The 21186-nt window shown below is 71.8% G+C and carries 22 protein-coding genes; 11 read left to right on the top strand and 11 right to left on the bottom strand.

Translation table 11 applies throughout. The features are described from left to right. Positions 1-236: 236 nt before the first annotated feature. The 7 genes from CGL27_RS12795 to CGL27_RS12825 form a co-directional block, all read right to left on the bottom strand. The gene (locus tag CGL27_RS12795; RefSeq protein ID WP_078640657.1) at positions 237-1538 is read right to left on the bottom strand and encodes an NtaA/DmoA family FMN-dependent monooxygenase; all 1302 of its coding nucleotides are present in this window, start codon (positions 1536-1538) and stop codon (positions 237-239) included. Then, complete coding sequence (locus tag CGL27_RS12800) at positions 1535-2626, bottom strand: LLM class flavin-dependent oxidoreductase (protein ID WP_119986697.1); 1092 nt, start codon at positions 2624-2626, stop codon at positions 1535-1537. The genes CGL27_RS12795 and CGL27_RS12800 overlap by 4 nt, the downstream gene beginning before the upstream one ends. Before the next feature lie 38 nt (positions 2627-2664). Then, positions 2665-3630 (bottom strand): ABC transporter substrate-binding protein, encoded by a 966-nt coding sequence (locus CGL27_RS12805; protein ID WP_119986699.1) that lies wholly within the window; start codon positions 3628-3630, stop codon positions 2665-2667. An 89-nt stretch (positions 3631-3719) separates the two neighbouring features. Further along, positions 3720-4472 (bottom strand): amino acid ABC transporter ATP-binding protein, encoded by a 753-nt coding sequence (locus tag CGL27_RS12810; protein WP_203348719.1) that lies wholly within the window; start codon positions 4470-4472, stop codon positions 3720-3722. 5 nt (positions 4473-4477) lie between these two features. Next, positions 4478-5371, bottom strand: a complete 894-nt coding sequence (locus tag CGL27_RS12815; protein WP_078640661.1) for an amino acid ABC transporter permease — start codon at positions 5369-5371, stop codon at positions 4478-4480. 92 nt (positions 5372-5463) lie between these two features. Next, positions 5464-7353: an FAD/NAD(P)-binding protein gene (locus CGL27_RS12820; RefSeq protein WP_119986703.1), complete on the bottom strand. Its 1890-nt coding sequence runs from the start codon at positions 7351-7353 to the stop codon at positions 5464-5466. Between the two features lie 527 nt (positions 7354-7880). After that, positions 7881-9083 (bottom strand): DUF5685 family protein, encoded by a 1203-nt coding sequence (locus tag CGL27_RS12825; RefSeq protein WP_078647317.1) that lies wholly within the window; start codon positions 9081-9083, stop codon positions 7881-7883. A 233-nt stretch (positions 9084-9316) separates the two neighbouring features. Here CGL27_RS12825 and CGL27_RS12830 point away from each other — a divergent pair, with 233 nt between their 5' ends. After that, positions 9317-9748, top strand: coding sequence for a cell division protein SepF (locus CGL27_RS12830; RefSeq protein ID WP_119986705.1), 432 nt, complete (start codon positions 9317-9319; stop codon positions 9746-9748). Between the two features lie 30 nt (positions 9749-9778). Here CGL27_RS12830 and CGL27_RS12835 read toward each other — a convergent pair whose 3' ends face one another. Both CGL27_RS12835 and CGL27_RS12840 read right to left on the bottom strand, forming a co-directional pair. Further along, positions 9779-10966, bottom strand: coding sequence for an acyl-CoA dehydrogenase family protein (locus CGL27_RS12835; RefSeq protein ID WP_119986707.1), 1188 nt, complete (start codon positions 10964-10966; stop codon positions 9779-9781). A gap of 368 nt (positions 10967-11334) precedes the next feature. Next, positions 11335-13005 carry an MFS transporter gene (locus CGL27_RS12840; protein ID WP_119986709.1) on the bottom strand — a complete coding sequence of 557 codons (1671 nt, stop codon included), beginning with the start codon at positions 13003-13005 and terminating at the stop codon, positions 11335-11337. A gap of 354 nt (positions 13006-13359) precedes the next feature. Between CGL27_RS12840 and CGL27_RS12845 the strand changes: the two genes are divergently transcribed. Then, positions 13360-14547: a mannosyltransferase family protein gene (locus tag CGL27_RS12845; protein WP_205587684.1), complete on the top strand. Its 1188-nt coding sequence runs from the start codon at positions 13360-13362 to the stop codon at positions 14545-14547. A gap of 303 nt (positions 14548-14850) precedes the next feature. Further along, entirely contained in the window at positions 14851-15885 is a 1035-nt protein-coding gene (locus CGL27_RS12850; RefSeq protein ID WP_162952971.1) for a phosphatase PAP2 family protein, read from the top strand. Positions 15886-16033: 148 nt separating this feature from the next. On the opposite strand, the gene CGL27_RS12855 is transcribed toward CGL27_RS12850, so the two are convergent. Next, entirely contained in the window at positions 16034-16249 is a 216-nt protein-coding gene (locus CGL27_RS12855) for an I78 family peptidase inhibitor (RefSeq protein WP_014059684.1), read from the bottom strand. 390 nt (positions 16250-16639) lie between these two features. Here CGL27_RS12855 and gvpO point away from each other — a divergent pair, with 390 nt between their 5' ends. The 8 genes from gvpO (at position 16640) to CGL27_RS12895 (ending at position 20043) form a co-directional block, all read left to right on the top strand. Further along, a complete protein-coding gene (gene gvpO / locus CGL27_RS12860; protein WP_078640668.1) occupies positions 16640-16942 on the top strand; it encodes a gas vesicle protein GvpO in 303 nt (100 codons plus the stop codon). A gap of 44 nt (positions 16943-16986) precedes the next feature. After that, entirely contained in the window at positions 16987-17436 is a 450-nt protein-coding gene (locus tag CGL27_RS12865) for a gas vesicle structural protein GvpA (protein WP_119986714.1), read from the top strand. Further along, positions 17433-18152, top strand: a complete 720-nt coding sequence (locus tag CGL27_RS12870) for a GvpL/GvpF family gas vesicle protein (RefSeq protein WP_119986716.1) — start codon at positions 17433-17435, stop codon at positions 18150-18152. Before CGL27_RS12865 ends, CGL27_RS12870 begins: the two co-directional genes overlap by 4 nt. Further along, complete coding sequence (locus CGL27_RS12875; RefSeq protein ID WP_078640671.1) at positions 18152-18358, top strand: gas vesicle protein GvpG; 207 nt, start codon at positions 18152-18154, stop codon at positions 18356-18358. Before CGL27_RS12870 ends, CGL27_RS12875 begins: the two co-directional genes overlap by 1 nt. An 80-nt stretch (positions 18359-18438) precedes the next feature. Continuing rightward, positions 18439-18720: a gas vesicle protein gene (locus CGL27_RS12880; protein WP_119994370.1), complete on the top strand. Its 282-nt coding sequence runs from the start codon at positions 18439-18441 to the stop codon at positions 18718-18720. After that, positions 18717-19571 carry a GvpL/GvpF family gas vesicle protein gene (locus CGL27_RS12885; protein WP_119986718.1) on the top strand — a complete coding sequence of 285 codons (855 nt, stop codon included), beginning with the start codon at positions 18717-18719 and terminating at the stop codon, positions 19569-19571. The genes CGL27_RS12880 and CGL27_RS12885 overlap by 4 nt, the downstream gene beginning before the upstream one ends. Then, positions 19568-19768 carry a gas vesicle protein gene (locus tag CGL27_RS12890; RefSeq protein ID WP_205587685.1) on the top strand — a complete coding sequence of 67 codons (201 nt, stop codon included), beginning with the start codon at positions 19568-19570 and terminating at the stop codon, positions 19766-19768. Before CGL27_RS12885 ends, CGL27_RS12890 begins: the two co-directional genes overlap by 4 nt. 44 nt (positions 19769-19812) lie before the next feature. After that, the gene (locus CGL27_RS12895) at positions 19813-20043 is read left to right on the top strand and encodes a gas vesicle protein K (RefSeq protein ID WP_232546884.1); all 231 of its coding nucleotides are present in this window, start codon (positions 19813-19815) and stop codon (positions 20041-20043) included. 128 nt (positions 20044-20171) lie between these two features. Here CGL27_RS12895 and CGL27_RS12900 read toward each other — a convergent pair whose 3' ends face one another. Further along, positions 20172-21131, bottom strand: coding sequence for a WYL domain-containing protein (locus tag CGL27_RS12900; RefSeq protein ID WP_119986721.1), 960 nt, complete (start codon positions 21129-21131; stop codon positions 20172-20174). Positions 21132-21186: the final 55 nt, after the last annotated feature.

Genomic DNA, 21186 nt, shown 5'->3' on the forward strand with positions numbered 1-21186 from the left:
CGATTCGACGTGCCCCTGACAAGCGCTTCCGGAAGTATTCGTGGCCATGGGCGGACCGCGCAAGAGGACAATTCGGAACGGCTGTCGGGCACACGCCACATAGCCCCGGCGGGTTCAGGCCGCCGGGGCTTGTGCTCCCATCCCCTGGGTAACCCCTGAGACGGGCGCACGGGCGATCGGGTTCCGCTATGACGTCGGCCGGTCACATCCCCGCGGCCGGGCCGGTGCCGAGCCGCTCAGCCCCGCTCCCCCGGATAGGGAAGTCCCAGGTGGTCACGGAGTGTCGTACCGGTGTACGCGGTGCGGAACACCCCGCGCTCCTGAAGCAGCGGCACCACCCGCTCCACGAAGTCATCGAGCCCGCCGGGGGTCAGATGCGGGACGAGGATGAAGCCGTCGGCGGCGTCGGCGGCGACGAATTCCGCCAGCTGTGCGGCGACCGCCTCCGGGGTGCCGATGAACGACTGACGCCCGCTCGCCTCGATGACGGTCTGCCGGATGGACAGCCCTTTCTCCTCCGACAGCGCCCGCCACTTGGCGGCGACGGCCAGCGGATCGCCATGCCGCACCCGGCCCTGGGTCAACTGCGAGTCGGGGTCGGGGTCGATATCCGGAAGTGGCCCGTCCGGGTCGTAGCCGGACAGGTCCACACCCCAGATCTGTTCCAGGGTGAGAAGCGCGGTCTGCGGTGAGACCTGCTGGAGCCGGATCTCCGCGGCCTTCTCCTGGGCGTCGGCCGCGGTGTCGCCGAGGACCAGGGTCACCCCGGGCATGATCTTCAGCTCCTCCGGGGCGCGCCCGTACCGCGCCAGCCGCCGCTTGACGTCGGCGTAGAAGGCGCGCCCGGCCTCCAGCGAGCCATGCCGGGTGAAGATGATGTCCGCGGCGGAGGCGGCGAACTCCCGGCCCTCGTCGGAGTCCCCGGCCTGGATCACCACCGGATGGCCCTGCGGTGAGCGCTCCACGCCGAACTCGCCGTCGATGGTGAAGTGCCGGCCGGTGTGGGCGAACGGGCGGGGCGTGGCGTCCGGCGGCCAGGAGTCCCACAGCTCACGGGCGGTGGCGACGAACTCGGCGGCCCGGGTGTAGCGGTCGGCCCGGTCCAGGAAGCCGCCGCGCCGGAAGTTCTCGCCGGTGAAGGCGTCGGAGGAGGTGACCACGTTCCAGGCGGCGCGGCCCCCGCTGAGATGGTCCAGGGAGGCCAGCCGACGGGCCAGTTCGTACGGTTCGTTGAACGTGGCGTTGACGGTGGCGGCCAGCCCCAGCCGTTCGGTGACGGCGGCGAGCGCGTTCAGCACGGTGATCGACTCGGGCCTGCCGACCACGTCGAGGTCGTGGATCCGGCCGTTGTGCTCACGCAGCCGCAGCCCCTCGGCGAGGAAGAAGAAGTCGAACAGCCCGCGCTCGGCGGTGCGCGCGAGATGTTCGAAGGAGTCGAAGTCGATCTGGCTTCGGGACCGGGGGTCGGTCCAGACGGTGGTGTTGTTGACGCCCGGGAAGTGTGCCGCGAGATGGATCTGCTTGTGCTGCCTGCTCATCGGGCGGCCTCCCGTTCCAGGGCGTAGCGGCCGGCCGGGCGGGAAAGCCCCAGGTGGTCGCGGAGTGTCGCACCCGGATAGAAGGTGCGGAACAGCCCTCGGTGCTGGAGCAGCGCCACGGTGCCGTTGACGAAACGCTCCAGGTCATGGCGTGGGGCGACGGGGGTGATGTGGAACCCGTCCACCGCGTCGGCGGTATGCCAGCCGGTGATCAGCTCGGCGAGCTCGACCGGTCCCCCTCGGTACAGCGGCGGTCCGCCGGGCGTCTCGGTCAGAGTGACCGGCGGGGCGTTCCCGGCCGCGCCCTCCCCGTCGGCCAGGTCCACGGCGATGGAGGCGAGCACGGTGAGCGTGCCGGGCTCCCGGCCGTGTGCCACCGCCCGGCGCTTCAGCTCGTCGCGGATGCGGCCCGCCTCCTCCGGGGAGGTGGCGCGGAGGTACACCACATCGGCGTGTCGGGCCGCGGTCTGCCAGGTCACCGGGTCGGTGGCGGCGACGGCCACCACCGGGTGGCCCTGCGGCGGCCGGGGCACGATGGCCGGGCCGCGCACCGAGAAACGCGCGCCCTCGAAGTCCACATAGTGCAACTTGTCACGGTCGATGAAACGGCCGGTGGCGGTGTCACGGATCTCGGCGTCGTCCTCCCAGCTGTCCCACAGCCGGGCCACCACATCGGCGACCTCCCCCGCCTCGGCCCACAGCTCCCCGGCCGGGGCGGCGGGGCGGCGGCCCACCAGCCGCGCCTCCTCCTCCGTCGCCGACACCTCGACCCGCCAGCCCGCCCGGCCGCGGCTGACCCAGTCCAAGGTGGCGACGGCGGAGGAGACATGGAACGGCTCGGTATGGGTGGTGGTGACGGTCGGCACCAGTCCGATCCGCCCGGTGGCGGGCGCGACGCGCGCGAGGACGGCGAGCGCGTCGAGCCTGCCCCGACCCGGCCCCGGAGGGCCGAAGGTGTCGTCCAGGGTGATGAAGTCGAGCGTGCCCTCCTCGGCGAGGCGGGCGAGCTCCACGTAGTACGGCGCCTGGTACTGCCCGTCGCCGTCGATGGCGGCGGCCAGGTGCAGGGTGCCGGTCGGTACGGCCATGGTCGGGGCCTTCCTCGGTCAGGGGTGGGGGGTCACGGTCACGGCGTGGGCAGACCGGGCGGGTTGATCTCGGACTTCTTCACCGCCTCGCTGGAGAGCCCCCACCGCTTCAGGACCTTGGCGTACGAACCGTCCTTGATCACATGGTCGATGGCCTCGGCGTAGGCGTCGACCAGGCCGCTGCCCTTCCTGGTGGTGGCCGCGATCTTGCCCTGCACCTGGTCGCCACCGCCCGAGAAGCGGCCGATGACCTGGGTCTGGCCGGCCGAGGCGACGTGGTAGGCGGAGGTGGGATTCGGGCCGAAGTAGGCGTCGATGCGGCCGGACTGAAGGGCGAGGTAGTAGTCGGTGTCCTTCTGGAAGTACTTGATGTCCACGGGCTTGCGGCCCGCCTTCTCGTTCTCCTTGCTCCAGTCGACCAGGATCTTCTCCTGGTTGGTGCCGGAGGAGACCGAAACGGTCTTGCCCGCCACGTCCCCCGGGCCCTTGACCCGCCAGGAGGTGCCCTTCTTGGCCTCGAAGGCGAGATCGTCCAGCCGGTAGGTGGCGAAGTCGTACTTCTCCTTGCGCTCCTCGGTGACCGTCACATTGGAGAAGACTGCGTCGAACTTGGAGCTGTCGAGGCCGACGAAGAGGTTCTCCCAGGAGACCGCCTGGAAGTCGACCTTGAGCCCGAGGGTGTCGGCGACCAGCGTGGCGAGGTCGATCTCGGAGCCGATCCGGGTCTTGTCGTCGGTCGCGTAGAAGCCGAGCGGCGGGGAGGCGTCGGCGCTGCCGCCGATGCGCAGGGTGCCGCGCGCACGGATCGCGGCCGGCACCTTCGCGGCGATCGAGTCGACCTTCTTCCCTCTGACGCGGTGCTGGTCGGGGCCGATATTGATGGTGCTGCCCTTCGTGCCCTTGGAGCCCACCGTCTCCTGGACATCGCCGTCGCCGCAGCCGCCGAGCAGGGCGGCGGCGGTGAGGGCGGCGACGGCGGTGACGAGGGTGCGGCGGGTCTTCACGGGGGTGCTCCTTGCATGGGTGGACATCGGTGGTCTCGTGGACATCGGTCGTCTCGCGGGCCTCGGTGATCTCATGAACATCGCCGGCCTCAGAGGACCTTGGAGAGAAACGCCTTGGTGCGTTCCTGGCGCGGGGCGTCGAGCACCTCGGCCGGTGGGCCCTGCTCGACGATCCGGCCGCCGTCCATGAAGACGACGGTGTCGGCGACCTCCCGCGCGAAGCCGATCTCATGGGTGACGACGATCATCGTGGTGCCCTGGTGGGCCAGGTCCTTGATGACGTCGAGGACCTCGCCGACCAGTTCGGGGTCGAGGGCGGAGGTCGGCTCGTCGAAGAGCAGCAGCTCGGGCTCCAGGGCGAGGGCGCGGGCGATCGCCACCCGCTGCTGCTGTCCGCCGGAGAGCTGCCGGGGGTACGCGGCCGCCTTGTCGGCCAGACCGACCCGGGCGAGCAGCGTCTCGGCGCTGTGGACCGCCTCCTTCCTGGGGCGGCGCAGGGCCGAGACCGGCGCCTCGACGATGTTCTCCAGCACCGTCAGATGCGGGAAGAGGTTGAAGTTCTGGAAGACGAAGCCGATCCGGGTGCGCTGTTTGAGGATCTCGCGTTCGCGCAGCTCGTAGAGGCGGTCGCCCTGGCGGCGGTAGCCGACCAGCGAGCCGCCGACGCTGATCCAGCCGCTGTCCACCTTCTCCAGGTGGTTGATGGCGCGCAGCAGGGTGGACTTGCCGGAGCCCGACGGGCCGAGGACGACGGCCACCTCCCCGGAGCGCACCTCCAGGTCGATGCCGCGCAGCACCTCCAGCGACCCGAAGCTCTTGTGGACGGAACGAATGTCGACCATGCCGGTCATCGGGTGGCTCCCCGCGAGAAGCGGCGCTCGACGTAGTACTGCGCGATCGAGAGCACGGTGGTCAGGATGATGTACCAGACGGTCGCGACCATCAGCAGCGGCACGACCCGGCCGTTGCGTCCGTAGATGACCTGCACCTGGTAGAAGAGCTCGCCGATCGCCATGACGGAGACGATCGAGGTGCCCTTGAAGAGCGAGATGACCTCGTTGGCGGCGTTCGGCAGGATCGACCGCATCGCCTGCGGGAGCACGATCTTGCGCAACTGCCGCAGCCGGGGGATGCCGAGCGCGGCCGCCGCCTCCAACTGTCCGCCGTCGACGGCGAGGACTCCGCCGCGCACGATTTCCGCCGCGTAGGCCGCTTGGTGGAGGGCGAGTCCGAGCACCGCCGCGCTCATCGCGCCGACCAGTCCCGCGGTGTCGAAGGAGAAGAAGCCGGGGCCGAAGGGGATGCCGAAGTCGAGCCGCTTGTAGAGATAGGTGAGGTTGAACCAGAAGAGCAGCTGGACGATGAGCGGGATGGAGCGGAACGCCCAGATGTAGGTGAAGGCCACCGACTTCAGGAAGGGGCTCTGGGACAGCCGCATGAAGGCGAGCACGATCCCGAGGGCGAAGCCGAGCGCGGTGCCGTAGAAGGTGAGCTGGATGGTGATCCAGACCGCCTTGAGGATGGTCCGGGTGGTGAAGAAGTCGGCGAAGACGTCCCACTCCCAGCCGGGGTTGGTGATCAGGCCGTTGGCGAACTGGGCCACCAGGACGGCGGTGACGGCAACGGCGGCCCAGCGCCAGGGGTGGCGTACCGGGACGACCTTGAGTGCGGAGTAGTCCTCGCGTTCGGCGCCGCCGCTTTCGGCGGCTTTGTCGACAGGTGGATCGGACGTCAGCGACATGGAGGGTCCTTGGGGTCCTTCGGGGGAGAGCGGAGGTTTTCCCGGGAACGGTCTTCCGGGGGATGCCCAGGCGGTGAGATTTGCCGGGGCGCTCAGGCGGTGAGCGAGGCGCGACAGGACAGGTCGCGCAGACAGCGCAGCAGGGCCCGCGCGGTGGCGTCGTTCTGCCGGAACGCGGGGGCGTTGGTACGGGGCCGGGCGAAGGCGCCCGACGCGCGGGCGTCGGTGTGCGGGCCGAGCGCGAAGCGGCGCGGATGCGGACTTCCGGCCCGGTCCAGGATCCGGCCGTCGGCGGGGCTGACGGCGAGCAGTCCGGCCGGGGTGGCGGCGGCCCCGTCGCGGTGCAGGGAGCGCAGCAGGGTGTCGCGGGAGCGGTCCACGGTCGGCTCCGGCAACCGGGCCTCGACCAGCGCACGGGCCTCGACGGCAGGGCCGGGCACGCTGGCGGAGCTCGCCCGGAACACCCCGCGCAGCGGATCGGCGGTCACGGTCGTCTCGGCGCCGAGGAAGCGCACCACTCCGGCGCGGGAGAGCGCGAGCAGCTGCTCGAGCCGTGGGCCGGGCGGGCCGGAGGCGAGGTAGCTGAAGAAGCCGTGCCACCAGCCGCCGATGTCGCCGAGCCGGATGAGCTGGCCGTAGACGGAGAGCAGGGCGAGGAAGACGGCGAGGTCAGGGCTGTGCGCGGGGTTGTGCCGGCGGGCGAGGTCGGCCTCGACATGGGCGCGCAGCCCCTGCTGCAGCGCCTCGTGGTCGGGGAACCGCAGCCCGGCCAGGGGGTGGTCGAGGGCGTCGAGATCGAGCCGGTCGGCCGGGTCGGGGACGGCCGCGGCGACCAGGGCGTCCAGTTCGGGGCTGCCGGGCGGGCAGGCGGCGTACTTCTCCTCGAACGCGGGCCACTCCCCGGCCGTCCGCTCCGGATGGGCGGTGAACAGCCGGTGGTAGTGGGCGAATCCCAGCTCCTTGGCGATCAGCGGCCAGACGTCGCGCCGGAAGTCCGGGCGCCCGGGGAGCGAGAGCAACGCGTCGACCTGGGCGGGGCCGAAGAACCGCGGCACCGGTGGCCGCTCACCGCTCAGCGAGTAGCCGATCTTGGCGTGGTACGGGACGCCGCGCCGCGAACCCGCGTACAGCACGGGCTCGCGGCCCGACGGCCGGTAGGCCAACTCCCCGTCCGGGCCGCGCTCAAAGCGTCCGCCGCGCCCCTCGGTGAGCAGCGCCATCAGATCGACGAAGGCGAGGCCGAGGCCGCGCACGAGCACCGGCTCACCCGGGCGCAGCACGCTCAGCTCGCTGTCGGCGGTGAACTCCGGCGGGAGGTGGATCAGGCCGTGCTCGGCGGCGAACGCGGTGAGCGCCCGCTGCTCGGCGTCGGGTTCGGCGTCGAGGTGGCCGAGGGCGAGGACCACGGCGTCGGCGGTGAGCGGGGCGGTCCGCCCCTCCAGCCACACCTGCTGACGTCCGTCGCGCGGCCCGGTGACGCGTACGGCCCGGTCCCGGTGCTCATGGACGGTGGTCCCGGGCGGCAGACCGGCCACCGACCGCTCGTACACCCAGCGCAGATAGGCGCTCTGGAGGCGTCGGGTGGCGAAGCTCTGCCCGGTCAGGGCGGCGGCCTCGGCGGCGAGTTCGGGCGGCAGGGCGCGGGCGCCGGGCGGCTCTCCCTCGCGGACCTTTCCGGCCCATTCGGCGAGGGAGGGGCCGGGGCGTATCGGTCCTTCGCGCTCCACCGACTCGTCGGTGAACATGGTGACGTCCTCGGCCATGGAGTTCATCCACAGCAGCGGGGACTGGTCCGGGCGCCAGATCCGGCCGCCGCCGGGCGGATGCGGATCGACCAGGTGCAGTTCGAACGGGGCGCCGTCGCCGTGCAGTTCGGGGGCGTTGGCGGCGAGGCGCTCGATCAGACCGGTGGCACGCGGGCCCGCGCCGACGATGACGATCGTGGCGGGTGATCGGGAAGGCTGGTCCGGGTTCGCGGACATGCGGAGGCTCCGTGAGTTCTGAAGTGAACACACGCATGGCCTTCACACACGGCCGAGCCCCTCAGCTCGGCAGGCGAGCCCCTCAGCTCGACATGGGCCAGAGGTTAAGGCGTCCCCACGGTGCGCTGTCAAGACTGTCCGAACTGTGAGCAGCGCGTCTCACCGCGGTTGACGCGGAAGCGGATGGCTGCTCCACTTGTCCCATGAACTCAAGGCAGCGGCTGGTCACGCGCGACCACATCGACTTCGGTCGAGTGTGGTCGTCGTCCTGTTCGGGCTGACCGCCCGCCTCCGCTGCCGTAGGGGGACTCCCTTCCTCAGCGCTTTCGAGGCTTCGCCCGCGCCCGCCGGATTCCCTCCCCCGGTGTGGCCGCAGCACATCCGCGTCGTCACGCGCCTTCGGCCTTCCCACACACCTCAGTACTCCACCCCTCCCCGCCCCTTCCCCCAGCATCGGTATGCGGCTCCGCCGCGTGGGGGCCCGGCCCCAGCCCCCGCTCCTCAAACGCCGGAGGGGCTGGATTGTCTTAGCAGTCGCAGCCGCAGTCACAACCATCACAGCAGTCGCAGCTACAGCAGTCGCCGCAGTTGCTACAGCAGTCACAACAGTCGCAGCAGTCACCGCACTTATGGCACAGGCCCTCGCGCGGCTGCCCGCTCCACGGGTCGTGGTACGGATCCCGGCAGCACACCTGGCAGGTGCAGCAGAGCCCGGTCCACACCAGGCAGCCGGCGAGCAGCCCCCGGCGGCGCCCCGGCGGCTCCGGCGGGGCGCCGCCGGGGCCGCCCGGGGTGATCCACGGCGACTGCGGCGGCCCGTAGGAGGACTCCGGGGTGCCGGAGCCGTGGCCGGTGTGCGCACAGCCGGTGGTGCCGAAGGTGCGGTCGACCGCGCGCTCCAGCTCGTGGACCAGCAGCACATGGGCGAGCCGGCCGGAGCCCTTGCCCGCGAATTCGGTGTCCTTGAGCGCCAGCCGCACCCCGTGCACCGCGTCGTCGCACAGCCTGCGGACCTCGGCGAGGTCGGCGCCGGTGGCCGCGATCGGGTTCCAGGCACCGGTCTGCGCGTCCTCGGCCAGGTCCTCCACCGCGTCCAGCAGATGCGCGAGCCGCCCGAAGAGCCGGCCCGCCTCCTCCAGCGGGGCCCGGTTGCCGGGCCGCCCGGCCAGGACGGCGGTGTGCCCGAAGGCCGCGGCGGTCGCGGTCTCGGTGGGCTCGGTGATGGTCAGCAGCGAAGTGCCGGGGCCCGCGTGGGACTCGAGCTCCGCCTGCCGGCCGACCGCGTCGAGCAGCAGGGCGGTGTCGAAGCCGAGCGCGGCGCCGCTGCGCTCCCCCGCCCGGTCCCACCGCCCGGCCACCCGGCGGGCCGCCGCGGCGACCGGCCGCCGGGCCAACGCCCCGTCGCCGTCCGCGACATGGTCCCGTACCTTCGCCGAGGCCAGCACCAGCGAGACGGTGGCCGCAAGACGCGCCCCCTCGCCCTGGGCGACCGACGCCGTCCGCATCCCGCGCAGCGGGCAGGGCCCGGCGGTGCGCCGCCAGCCGTCCGACCGCCCGGCCTGGGCCTCCACCAGCACCGATATCACCAGGCCGTCGTAATTGGTGGCGACGCGGGCGAACTGCCCGTGGTCACCCCGCAACGCGAGGCACAGCCCGCACAAATGCGCCATCCACTCGGTGCGCAGGTTTTCCGACAGCCGATGCCGACAAGGCCGGATAATGCCAAACACCACGAACCCCGTTCACCCATATGTCCCCGACGTCACCCGTCCGGCCGCCGCGGAGTCTACCCATCGCTCCGTCAGCCCCCATAAGCAGGTGGAACTCTGATATGGCGCCAGCCGTTGTGCACCAGTAACGTCACGAATCCCCTGTGCGGCCGCAATCCACGTGGCAGACCATCCGCATCATGGACGACCATAGAGGGGCGGACGGTACACACCATCAGGGAGAGGAGGCGTCTATGGGATCGGTACGCAAGGCAAGTGCCTGGCTTGGCCTCGTCGACGACAGCGATGACGAGCGCTACTACGACGACGACTACGCCGAGGGGTCCGAGCCCGGCGACTCCTGGGTGACCGACCCGCGAGCGCGGGTGGCCGACGAGACCGCGCGGGACCACGGCACCCGGATCGCCACGGTCACCCCGGAAGGGTTCCGGGATGCCCGCGGCATCGGCGAGATGTTCCGGGAGGGCGTTCCGGTCATCGTCAATCTCACGACGATGGAGTCGGCCGACGCCAAGCGCGTGGTGGACTTCATGGCCGGGCTGATCTTCGGGCTGCGCGGCTCGATCGACCGCGTGGCCAACCGCGTCTTCCTCCTCACCCCCGCGGACTACCAGATCGTCAGCGGCCCGGCCGGCCACACCACGGGCTTTTTCAACCAGAGCTAGGCCCGGACAGGGCCTGGCGCCCAGGGCCGCTCACCGGAATGCGTCGATTCCGGTGAGCGCCTTGCCCAGCACCAGTTGGTGCATTTCGACGGTGCCCTCATAGGTGAGCACCGACTCCAGATTCGTGGCGTGCCGCATCACCGGATACTCCAGCGAGATCCCGTTGGCGCCCAGAATCGTCCGGGACGTGCGGCAGATCTCGATCGCCTCGCGCACATTGTTCAGCTTGCCGAAGCTGACCTGCTCGGGGCGGAGCCGTCCCGCTTCCATGCGCCGCCCCAGATGGTGGGCGAGCAGGATCCCCTTGTGGAGTTCCAGCGCCATATCGGCCAGCTTGGCCTGGGTGAGCTGGAAGCCCCCGATCGGCCGGCCGAACTGCTCGCGCTCGCGCGCGTAGTCCAGCGCCGACTCGAAGGCGGAGCGGGCGGCCCCCATCGAGCCCCAGATGATGCCGTAGCGGGCGTGGCCCAGACAGCTCAGCGGCCCGCGCAACCCGGTGACCTCGGGCAGGACCGCGTCGGCCGGCAGCCGCACCTCGTCCAGGATCAGCTCGCTGGTGACCGAGGCGCGCAGCGACCACTTGTGCTTGATGTCGGGGGCCGAGAAGCCGGGTGCGTCGGTGGGGACGACGAAACCGCGGATGCCCTCGTCGGTGCGGGCCCACACCACCGCGACCCCGGCCACCGAGCCATTGGTGATCCACATCTTGCGGCCGGTGAGCACCCAGTCCGAGCCGTCCCGCTTGGCGTACGTCCGCATGCCCGCCGGGTCGGAGCCGTGGTCCGGTTCGGTCAGCCCGAAGCAGCCGATGACCTCGCCGGAGGCCATCCGGGGCAGCCACTGCTGCTTCTGCTCCTCGGAGCCGAAACGGTGGATGGCGTACATGGACAGGGAGCCCTGTACCGACATCAGGGAGCGGATCCCGGAGTCGGCGGCCTCCAGCTCCAGACAGGCCAGGCCGTACTGGATCGGACTGGCACCCGCACACCCGTAGCCGGTGAGGGACATCCCGAGCGCGCCGAGGGAGCCGAGCTCCCGGGCCAGCTCCCGGATGCCGGGCACCTCGCCGCGCTCGAACCAGTCGGCGACATGCGGCAGCACGCGGTCGGCGGCCCACTGCCGCATGGTGTCGCGGACCGCGAGGTCCTCGGGGTCGAGGAGATCGTCGAGCCCCAGCGGGTCACGCGGATCGAACGACGGCAGGGTGCCAGCGGACATGGGTGGCGGCCTCCGGTGGATGCGGGTCCGGGTCGCCGGGCGGGTACCGGTCGCCGGGGCGCGTCCTTCCGCCCGGCGGCCGAGGTGAGCAGCCCGGTCGATCCGACGCTACGGCCGGGTAACCCCTGACGTCCAGACCCGCTCACGCCGCGCCACCAGGACACAGGCAGCACGCGGGCAGGCCCGGGGCGGGAGTCGGGCAGGGCTATGGGGTGTCCGGCGGACCACGCGGGGGCTCCGCCCCTGGACCCCGGGGTCCGGAGCAGAGCCCGGTTGGGGAGGGGGCGGGGACCAGCCCGCCGCGGGCGGCAAGATCCGCTGGACACCTCGCAGCGCGGGGGATGCGCGCGGGAGTCGGGCGGGGTCGGTCAGGACTCGGCGGCGACGGCGGCAGCGCGGTCGTGCCGGGCCGGGGTGTCCGTACCGCCCTGTGCGCGCTGGTCGGGGCCCTGAGCGGGCTCCTCGTCGTCGGCGGCGCACTCCATGGCCTTGGGCAGCCGCAGCGCGGCGAGCGCGCCCATCAGCAGCAGACCGGCGCTGACCGCGAGCGTGACGTGCAGACCGTGGACGAAGGCGCCGCGGGCGGCCGAGCGCAGGGCCTCTCCGGCGTGGCCGCCGAGCCGGTCGGAGACCTTGTACGCGGCGCCCAGCGACTGGCTCGCGTCGGAGCTGGCCGAGGCGGGGACGCCGGGCACCGAGGAGACGCCGGGCTTGTAGGCGGCGTTCATCACGCTGCCGAGGAGGGCTATGCCGATACCGGCACCGAGCTGGTACGAGGTCTCGCCGATGGCGGCCGCGCCGCCCGCCGAACCGGCCGACGCCTCGTTGAGCATCGACTCGTACGCGCTGAAGAGCGTGGTCTCCAGGCCGAAGCCCAGGACGATGAAGCCGCCGACGAGCACGGCGGGCCGGTCGGCCTGGCCCATGGCGGTGAGCGAGAGAACGGCGAGCGCGGTGAGCGCGAAGCCGATGGCGACCATGAGCCGCGGGCCGAGCCACTGGAGCATCCGGGACCCCACGAGCCCGGCGGCCATGGCGGCGAAGGTGAGCGGCAGCAGCCGCAGACCCGTCTCGAGCGGGGTGAGCCCGAGCACGAGCTGGAGGTACTGGGCGGCTATGAGCTCCAGGCCGACGAGCGCCAGCAGGGCGAGCACGATACAGCCGACGGAGATCGAGAAGGCGGGCCGGGCGAACAGCTTGAGGTCGACCAGCGGATGCGTACGGCGGCGCTGGCGGCGCACGAAGAGCACCAGCAGGACCACCCCGAACAGCAGCGGGGCGATGGTCACGGCGTCCAGCGGATCCGCGCCGCCGCCCATCCGCTTGACGCCGAAGACGACGCAGAACAGTCCGCACGCGGCCATGACCGCGCCCAGCACGTCCCAGGGCCCGTTCCGGTCGCCGGTGGACTCCGGCAGCAGCCAGCGGCCGACGGGCAGCGCCACGATCATCAGGGGCAGGTTGACCAGGAAGACCGAGCCCCACCAGAAGTTCTCCACCAGGAAACCGCCGAGCAGCGGGCCGACGGCCGCGCCGACGGCGGCGACCGCGCTCCAGACGCCGATGGCCAGCGCCCGCTCCCGGCGGTCGGGGAAGACCTGGCGCAGGATCGACAGTGTCGCGGGCATGATCATCGCGCCGCCGACGCCCAGCAGGGCACGGGCCACGATGAGGATCTGGGGGGAGGGGGCGAAGGCGGCGAGCGCGGAGGCGGCGCCGAAGAGCCCGTAGCCGAGCAGCAGGACGCGCCGTCTGCCGACGCGGTCGCCGAGGGTGCCGAAGAGGATCAGCAGCGAGGCGCAGACCAGTGGGTAGATGTCCACGATCCACAGCAGTTCCATCGCGCCGGGGCGCAGATCCTCGGTCACGGCCGGGACCGCGACATGCAGCACGGTCGCGTCCACGGCGACGAGCAGCAGGCTGACGCAGAGCACGAGGAGCACGACCCAGCGGTTCGCCCCGCCGCCCGCCTCGGTGCCGCGCCATTGCCGGGGAACGCCCGCCGTCCGCCGAGTGCGGGCCGTGGTCGTCCCGGACATGTACGCACCTCCCTGGGGCTTGCGCTCGCGGTCCGCCGTCGGAGGGGCGGTACGTCACGTCGTAGGGACGTCCGGGTGGCCCCGGTGGCGAAGGCGCGAGTGAGAGGTCAGGGTACGCGAGTCCCCGCGCGGGCCGTGTGCCGCAGGTCATGTTGGGAGCAGACCGCGGAGGATTACGGAGGCGTACGTTCCGGACTTCCCCTTTTGTCCCCCGTCTCTCTGCCGTCCCTCCCGTGGCCCCCCGGCGGCCGTCCCGCGTTCTTCCCCCGTTGCCCACAGCCCCCGCGGCCATTCCGCGCGGGGTTGTCCACAGCCCCCGGCGGGCGGTCCCGGCCATCCTTGATAATCGTCGCCGTGACTGATCTCGCCCAGGCCGGCACCGCGCCGCTCAGCGACGACGGCCGACCGGGCCGCGCCGCTCGGGCCGCGCTGCGCCGGGCCGCTCCCGCATTGCTCGCCTACGCGGGGACGCGCCTGCTCGGGCTCGTGGTTCTCGCGATCTGGGGGGCCTTCGCGGGCAAGAGCCCGCACCAGCTCCTCTCGGCGCGCTGGGATTCGCTGTGGTACACCCGCATCGCCGAGGAGGGGTACGGCTACACGGTCCATCTGCCCGACGGGTCGGTCCACTCCAACCTGGCGTTCTTCCCCCTGCTTCCCGGCCTGGAGCGAGTGATATCGGCCATAGCCCCGCTGGACGCGGCCGACGCCGGTCTGCTGGTGAGCTGGGTCACATCCCTGTTCGCCGCCTGGGGGATCTTCGCGATCGGCGATCTGCTGCACGGACGGCGGGTGGGCCTCACGCTGGCCGTGCTGTGGGGCGTGCTGCCGGTCGGGATCGTCCAGTCGATGGCGTACTCGGAGTCGCTCTTCACGGCGCTGGCCGCCTGGGGGGTCTATGCGGCGCTCACCCGGCGGTGGCTGTGGGCGGGGCTGTTCGCGGCGCTGGCGGGGTTCACCCGGCCGGTGGGGGCGGCGGTGGTCGCGGCACTCTGGGTGGCGGCCGCGGTGGAGCTCCTGCCCGGCGGGCGCTGGCGCCAGGCGTGGCGGACAGACCGGGGCCTGCTCGCGGGCGTCGTGCTCGCGCCACTGGGCTGGCTGGGCTATGTGGTGTGGGTCGCCGTCCGGACGGGCAGCGTCACCGGCTACTTCGACGTCCAGAACGGCTGGGGGAACGGCTTCGACGGCGGGCTGGCCTTCGCGGGCTTCATCGGGGGGCTGCTGATCAAGCCGCCCTTCGTGGGCGGGCTCGGGCTGCTGCTCGGCGTCGGGGCGCTGATCTGGCTCGCGATCCGCTGTATGCGGCAGCGCCAGCCGCTGCCGCTGCTGGCCTACGGCGGGGCGGTGCTGGTCCTGGCACTGGCCGCGAAGGGGTACTTCGGCTCGAAACCCCGGCTGCTGATACCGGCCTTCCCGCTGCTGCTGCCGATCGCCGTCGCCCTGGCCCGGCTGCGCCCGGTGCGCACCGCGCTGGTCCTGGGGTCGGCCGGGCTCGCCTCGGCGGTGTACGGGGCCTTCTGGCTGCATGGCTCCGGACCGCCATGATCCGGCCACCCCGTCCGGCCGGGCCGGGCCCCGCGGATGATCACGCCCGGCCGTCCGGCGACGCCTGGGGAAACTTCCGGGAACGACACGGCCAATAGGCGATAAACTCGCCCTGTAAGAATTCCATAAAGTCCCTGAGACACGCCCATTGGAAGGCCGGGAGCAGAAAAGCTCCCGGGCCTCGTGCATTCCGCGGAAAGCGGCGGCCAAAAGCCGTGGACGAGACGTACTCCACATCACATCGTCATCACAAAGCGACCTGATCGACTGAACCCGCCTGTCACGCAATGTAACGTCGATTAGGTGCGTACCGAAGACAAGCTCCCCGCGTCCGAGGAGCGAAGGCCCGATCTCGCGCGACCGCGCATGACCCGAACACGCTTCTGGCTGCTCGGGACCACGCTGGCGGTCTACGCGGCGACCGTGATCGGCGTGCTCACCACCTCATGGCTGGTGAAGCTCGACTGGCAGATCATGCTCTTCCGGCCCTACAAGCAGTGGCCCGAGTTCCACACCTTGCTGGACTACTTCGTGGTCATGGGCCAGCGCGGACCCACCGCGGTGGCCGTCGCCGCCTGGCTGGGGTGGTGCTGCTACCGGCAGCGGACCCTGCGCCCGCTGCTGGCGCTGGGCACTTCCCTGCTGCTGCTGAACGCCACCGTGGGCGCGGTGAAGATCGGCTTCGGCCGGCTCGGTCCGCACTACGCGACCACCGTCGGCTCCAATGAGATGTGGGGCACCGGCGATATATTTCCTTCGGGTCACACCGCGAACGCCGTGGTCACCTGGGGGATTCTGGCCTATCTGGCGACCACCCCCGTCGCGCGCCGGGTCGCCTCGCTGATCGCCGCGGGCTTCGCCTTCGGGGTCGGCATGACCACCGTCTACCTCGGCACCCACTGGCTGAGCGATGTGGTGCTGGGCTGGGCCGCCGGGGTGCTGGTGCTGCTGGCGCTGCCGTGGCTGGAGCCCGCCATGGCCCGCGCCGAGGTGCTGCTGCTGACCCTGTGGCGCCGGATGCGCGAGGGCTGGGCGCCCGTGCCGCTGCCGTCCGGGCGGCCGGTCGCCGGGACCCCGCTGGCCACCCCGCGCGCCGCCCGCGACGACGAGCTGCCCGCCCGTGAGCCCGTGGCCGTGGTCCGGTCCGGCGGTGCCACCGGCCGTGGCCCCGACGGGCGGCCCCACCACCCGGTCCGTCAGCACACGGTGCGCTCCGAGCGCACTCCCGTCACCCCGGTCGGCAGCCGCCGGCCGCCGCACGCCGACCGGGTGCCGCGCGCCACGACGCCCTTCGGCCCGTCCGGCGCCTCCCGCGGCCGGACCGCCACGGGAGGCTGAGCCACCCACCGGGCCGCGGGGCGGTACGCACTCCCTTCCCCGCGCCCGACCGGTCACCCCACGGCCTCGAACGCTCTCGCCGGAGCGTTCGGGGCCGTAGTCGTGTCCGCGCCGGGCACACCGGCCCACCGGCGCGGATCCGGGCCGGTCAGCCGCGCCAGCAGCGCTTCACGGTGCCGTCGTCCACCTCGAAGTCGATCCGCCCGCGCAGATACTCCATCGTGATGATCGCGCCCGGCGGAAGCGTCCGTACGGTGCTCCAGCCGCGTGCGCGCGCCCTCTCCTCGGCGGTCCGGGCATCGAGGCCCACATAGCTGTCGAGGTCGTCGTCGGGTTCGGCCGGAAGGTTCGGTACAGGTCCCATGACGCCACCGTAGGTGGCTCCCTACGCGGGGCAAACCCAGAGTGGCGAAGGACTGCCACTGCCTCATGCCTCTCACGGCCGCCATTCGTCACACTTGTGTCACAGAAAACACGCCCGGGTTTGTGGGCGACTTCATCACTCTTCCGGGGCTTGTGTTGACCCCTCGAAGATGATTGCGAGTTTTCGTCGATATCCCGCGTCAAACGACCGGCTCCGGTATGGACGGCGGAGCACCGCCGAGATCTTTCGAGCAATTCACACGGCGGCCGGAAAAGCGCTGCCCGGACCCCTCCGGAGCACACAATTCCACCACAAATCGCCGGAGCCTCGGGGCCGAACGTCGAGGTTTACGCCCACCGGGACGCGGTACCCGCCGCCATCGGAGCCAACATGACTGACAGATCAGATGAAACCCCCGAGAAGACGGCGGCCGGCGGTCCGAGCCCGCTGGCACTCCTGCGTGCCGCCCGTGAACAGCTCGTCGAGCTGACGGGCCTGTACCCCGAGTCCCTCCCCCGTCTGGAGCGGACCGACGAGGGGTGGCTGCTGGAGGCCGAGGTGGTGGAGCTGGCCCGGGTGCCGGAGACGATGAGCCTGATGGCCCTGTACGAGGTGACTCTCGACCCGGACGGCCTGCTCACCGGATACCGCCGCCTCCGTCGCTATGAGCGCGGCCGGAGCGACCGCCGCTGACGGCGGCGAGCCGGACGCCCACCGACACGAGAGGAAACACCGACATGACCACTGTTGTCCCGGCACAGCAATCCAGGGGCGGGGGCGGCTCCAGCGGCCTGTACGACGTCCTGGAGCTGATCCTCGACCGAGGGCTGGTGATCGACGCGTTCATCCGCGTCTCCCTCGTCGGCATCGAGATACTCAAAATCGACATCCGGATCGTGGTGGCGAGCGTCGACACCTATCTGCGGTTCGCCGAGGCGTGCAACCGGCTCGACCTGGAGTCGGGCCCGAACAAGTCCCCCGGCCTGCCCGAGGTCGTCGAGGGCATCACCGAGGGCGGTGCGCGCTCCAAGACCAAGGGCGCCCTGTCCGGCGCCGGCGAAACCGTCTCCAAGGCCGCCCAGTCCGTGGCCGACGCGATCCGGCCGTCGGAGGAGGACGAGGAGGAGGAGCCTCGCCGGCGTCCGGCCCGTAAGGCGGCGCCGAGGAAGTCCGAGGAGTCCGCATGACCACGTATGTCTACGGCATCGCGCGCGGTGAGGTCCGGGACCTGGGCGATCGGCTGCTGGGCATCGGCGACCCTCCGCTGCCGGTCCGGGCACTGAACCAGGGCGAGCTGGCCGCGATCGTCAGCGACTGCCCGCCGGAGCTCAAGCCCCGGCGCCGCGATCTGCTGGCCCATCAGCATGTGCTGGCCGAGGTGAGCGACTCCCGCCCGGTGCTGCCGATGCGCTTCGGCAGCGTCTCCTCCAGCGACGACGACGTCCGCAATGTGCTGGCCGAGCACGCCGACCGCTACCAGGACCAGCTGAGCCGGCTGACCGACCGGGTGGAGTACAACGTCAAGGTCGTGCACGACGAGGACGCGGTGCTCCACCAAGTGCTCGCCGAGGAGCCGGAGTTGCGGATGATGGCGGAGGCCAACCGGGCGGCCGGCGGCGGCACCTATGAGGAACGGGTGCGCTTCGGCGAGCTGATGGCGAGCGCGGTGCGGGCCCGCGAGGTGCGGGACGCCAAGCTGGTGGAGGAGGCGCTGGCCCCGGCCGCCGAGGACGTGCGCCCCGGCCCGGAGAGCGGTGGCTGGTTCCTCAGCCTGTCCCTGCTGCTCGCCAAGGACGGCGCCGACCCGCTGCTGACGGCCGCCGCCGACGTGGAGCGGGACCACCCCTGGCTGAAGCTGCGGATCAACGGTCCGCTGCCGCCGTACAGCTTCGTCGAGTCCTGATGCTGATGATCGGCTGGGTGCTGAGGCAGGTCGTCGCCGCCGCGGAGCGGGAGTACTACGACCCGGCCAACATCCAGCGCGCCCTGGCCGAGCTGGAGGCCCAGCTCGACCAGGGCGTGATCGACGAGAAGGAGTTCGAGCGGCAGGAGGACACGCTGCTCGACCGGTTGGAGGAGGCACGCCAGTGGGCGAACGGGACTCTGTGACCACCCGGGGCGGTGTGGCCCCGACGGCCGGCGCGTATGGCTCACCGGCGTCGTCGTTCGGCTCCTCGGGGTCGTACGGGCTGGCCGGCCGCGGCGAGGGCGGGGCCAACCTCGCCGACATCCTGGAGCGGGTGCTCGACAAGGGTGTGGTGATCGCGGGCGATATCCGCATCAACCTGCTCGACATCGAACTTCTCACGATCAAGCTCCGGCTGATCGTGGCCTCGGTCGACAAGGCGAAGGAGATGGGCATCGACTGGTGGGAGCACGACCCGTCGCTCTCGTCACGCGCCCGTGCCGAGGTGAGCGGCCCGGAGAAGACCGAGGTGACCAGCGGGAAGAACCGGGAGAGCGCCGAATGACCGAAGGACTGCGGTACGCCTACGCGGTCGTGCGCGACACCGACGCGCCGGAGGCCGCCCTGGATGTCCTCACCACCCTGGAGCAGGTGCCCGGTGTCGCGGGCGAACCGGTGGTGGCCGTGCGCCATCTGGGGCTCGCCGTGCTGGCGGGCACCGTACCGGCCGAGGACTTCGACGAGGGCCCGCTGCGGGAGCGGCTGGAGGACATGGCGTGGCTGGAGAAGGTGGCCCGGACCCATCAGCGGGTGGTCGACACCGCCGGCGCCGAGTCCTGCGTCATACCGGTCCGGCTGGCCACCGTCTGCCAGGGCGAGGAGGGGCTGCGGCGGATGCTCGCCACCGGGCGGGAGCGGTTCGCCTCGGCGCTGGACCGGCTGGAGGGCCGGGTCGAATGGGGCGTCAAGGCGTACGCCGCGACACCTGCGCCGGAGGAGCCGCCCGCGCCCAAGGGGCCGCCCACCGGGACCCCGAATGCCCCGGGCGGCATGTCCGGCCGCGACTATCTGCGCCGCCGCAAGGCACAGCGGCAGGCGGCCGAGCGGCGCTGGGGCGATACGGAGGAGGGTGCGCGGCTGGTGCACGACACCCTCAGCGGGCTGGCCGAGCAGGCCCGGCTGCATCCGCCGCAGGACCCCCGGCTGTCGGGGGTGTCCGACCGCAATGTGCTGAACGCCGCGTATCTGGTGCGGCGCGAGGACAGCGCCGCTTTCGCCGAGCGGGTCGGTGAGCTGGCCGGACGGACGGCGGCGCTGCGGGTGGAGCTGACCGGCCCCTGGGCGCCGTACTCCTTCACCGCCCCGGACGAGACCGACGCCCCTGACGGAGCGAAGAGCGCGGGGGCGGAGGGATGACGATGGCCCCAAAGGGCCCGTTGGCCCATCAGCAGATCGCCCTGGTGGACGTGCTGGACCGGCTGCTCGCGGGTGGCGTGGTGATCACCGGTGATCTGACCCTGCGGATCGCCGACGTCGATCTGGTCCGCATCGATCTGCGCGCCCTCATCAGCTCGGTCAACGCCAACGTCCCGTCCCCCTGGGAGGAACCGTGAGCCGCAAGGTGGAGCTGGACCAGGACACCGTGGAACGCGACCTGATGAAGCTGGTGCTGACCGTCGTGGAGCTGCTGCGCCAGCTCATGGAACGGCAGGCGCTGCGCCGGGTGGACGAGGGCGATCTGACCGAGGACCAGGAAGAGCGGATCGGGGTCACGCTGATGCTGCTGGAGGACCGGATGGGCACGCTCTGCGAGCGCTACGGCATCGCGCCCTCCGATCTCAATCTGGACCTTGGGCCACTCGGTCCGCTGCTGTCCCCGAGGGAGTGACACTCCGGACAGCTCCGGACAGCTCCGCGGCTCACCCCCGGCCTTCGCGGGGTTCGCCAACGAGATCAAGCCGCTGCAGATCGGCGCGCCCGATGTGACCTTCCCGCGCCGCAAGGCGCGGGGCTCGATCAGCCCAGGGCCCGATCCAGACGGTCCCTGATCTCCCGGATGTGGTCGTTCAGCTCCACCGGCTCGCGCACCTCGAAGTCGAAGCCGCTCAGCGCGATATGGAGCACCAGCGCATCGGGGTTGGAAGCGCCGGTGTGCAGCAGACAGCTGTGCTCGTCGACCGCCTCCAGCACCCCCACCAAGGGCGAGAACCGCTCGGCCGCCCGCTCGGCGGGCACCCGCAGCAGCACGGTGGCCCGCTGGGAGTAGACCGAGGTGGTGATGCCCCGGGCCACATAGGCGGCGATGTCCTCGGCGGGCGGGCGGCGCGGGGTGAACCGGGGGCCGTGCGGCGGGGTCGGGGTGATCCGGTCGACCCGGTACGTACGCCAGTCGGCGCGGTCGACGTCCCAGGCCACCAGGTACCAGCGGCGCTGTGCGGCGACCAGCCGGTGCGGTTCCGCGGTGCGGCGGGTGAGGGCACCGCCGTGGTCGCGGTACTCGAAGCGGAGCTGATGGCAGTCCCGGCAGGCGGCGGCCAGCTCGGTCAGCACCTCGGGGTCCACCCCGGGGCCGGGGCTCCAGCCGGACAGCGGCACGGTGAAGGCGCTCAGCGCGCCCACCCGGCGGCGCAGCCGCTCCGGCAGCACCTGCTCCAGCTTGGCCAGGGCCCGTACCGAGGTCTCCTCGATGCCCTCGACCCCGCCGCCCGCGGCCTGGCGCAGCCGCACCGCGACCGCCACCGCCTCCTCGTCGTCGAGCAGCAGCGGCGGCAACTGGGCGCCCGCGCCAAGCTGATAGCCGCCGCCGGTGCCCGGCGCGGAGTGCACCGGGTAGCCGAGCTCGCGCAGCCGGTCCACATCGCGGCGCACGGTGCGCCGGGTGACCCCGAGCCGGTCGGCGAGATCCGCGCCGGACCATTCGCGGTGGGCCTGCAACAGGGAGAGCAGGCGGAGCAGTCGGGCCGAGGTCTCCAGCATGCGGCCGAGTCTGCCACCGTTTGAGGACAGCCTCCGTCCTCAAGTTCCCTGCCCG

The sequence above is a fragment of the Streptomyces sp. 11-1-2 genome (assembly GCF_003595545.1).
GTDB classification, from domain to species: Bacteria; Actinomycetota; Actinomycetes; order Streptomycetales; family Streptomycetaceae; genus Streptomyces; species Streptomyces hygroscopicus_B.

Bases quoted from the DNA above. Each gene is read 5' to 3' on its own strand.
- CGL27_RS12830 (WP_119986705.1), top strand. From the start codon at position 9,317: ATGGGATCGGTACGCAAGGCAAGTGCCTGGCTTGGCCTCGTCGACGAC.
- gvpO (WP_078640668.1), top strand. From the start codon at position 16,640: ATGACTGACAGATCAGATGAAACCCCCGAGAAGACGGCGGCCGGCGGT.
- CGL27_RS12890 (WP_205587685.1), top strand. From the start codon at position 19,568: ATGACGATGGCCCCAAAGGGCCCGTTGGCCCATCAGCAGATCGCCCTG.
- CGL27_RS12820 (WP_119986703.1), bottom strand. From the start codon at position 7,353: ATGTCCGCGAACCCGGACCAGCCTTCCCGATCACCCGCCACGATCGTC.
- CGL27_RS12815 (WP_078640661.1), bottom strand. From the start codon at position 5,371: ATGTCGCTGACGTCCGATCCACCTGTCGACAAAGCCGCCGAAAGCGGC.
- CGL27_RS12800 (WP_119986697.1), bottom strand. From the start codon at position 2,626: ATGGCCGTACCGACCGGCACCCTGCACCTGGCCGCCGCCATCGACGGC.
- CGL27_RS12870 (WP_119986716.1), top strand. From the start codon at position 17,433: ATGACCACGTATGTCTACGGCATCGCGCGCGGTGAGGTCCGGGACCTG.
- CGL27_RS12895 (WP_232546884.1), top strand. From the start codon at position 19,813: ATGAAGCTGGTGCTGACCGTCGTGGAGCTGCTGCGCCAGCTCATGGAA.
- CGL27_RS12795 (WP_078640657.1), bottom strand. From the start codon at position 1,538: ATGAGCAGGCAGCACAAGCAGATCCATCTCGCGGCACACTTCCCGGGC.
- CGL27_RS12840 (WP_119986709.1), bottom strand. From the start codon at position 13,005: ATGTCCGGGACGACCACGGCCCGCACTCGGCGGACGGCGGGCGTTCCC.
- CGL27_RS12900 (WP_119986721.1), bottom strand. From the start codon at position 21,131: ATGCTGGAGACCTCGGCCCGACTGCTCCGCCTGCTCTCCCTGTTGCAG.
- CGL27_RS12855 (WP_014059684.1), bottom strand. From the start codon at position 16,249: ATGGGACCTGTACCGAACCTTCCGGCCGAACCCGACGACGACCTCGAC.
- CGL27_RS12885 (WP_119986718.1), top strand. From the start codon at position 18,717: ATGACCGAAGGACTGCGGTACGCCTACGCGGTCGTGCGCGACACCGAC.
- CGL27_RS12865 (WP_119986714.1), top strand. From the start codon at position 16,987: ATGACCACTGTTGTCCCGGCACAGCAATCCAGGGGCGGGGGCGGCTCC.
- CGL27_RS12875 (WP_078640671.1), top strand. From the start codon at position 18,152: ATGCTGATGATCGGCTGGGTGCTGAGGCAGGTCGTCGCCGCCGCGGAG.
- CGL27_RS12810 (WP_203348719.1), bottom strand. From the start codon at position 4,472: ATGGTCGACATTCGTTCCGTCCACAAGAGCTTCGGGTCGCTGGAGGTG.
- CGL27_RS12835 (WP_119986707.1), bottom strand. From the start codon at position 10,966: ATGTCCGCTGGCACCCTGCCGTCGTTCGATCCGCGTGACCCGCTGGGG.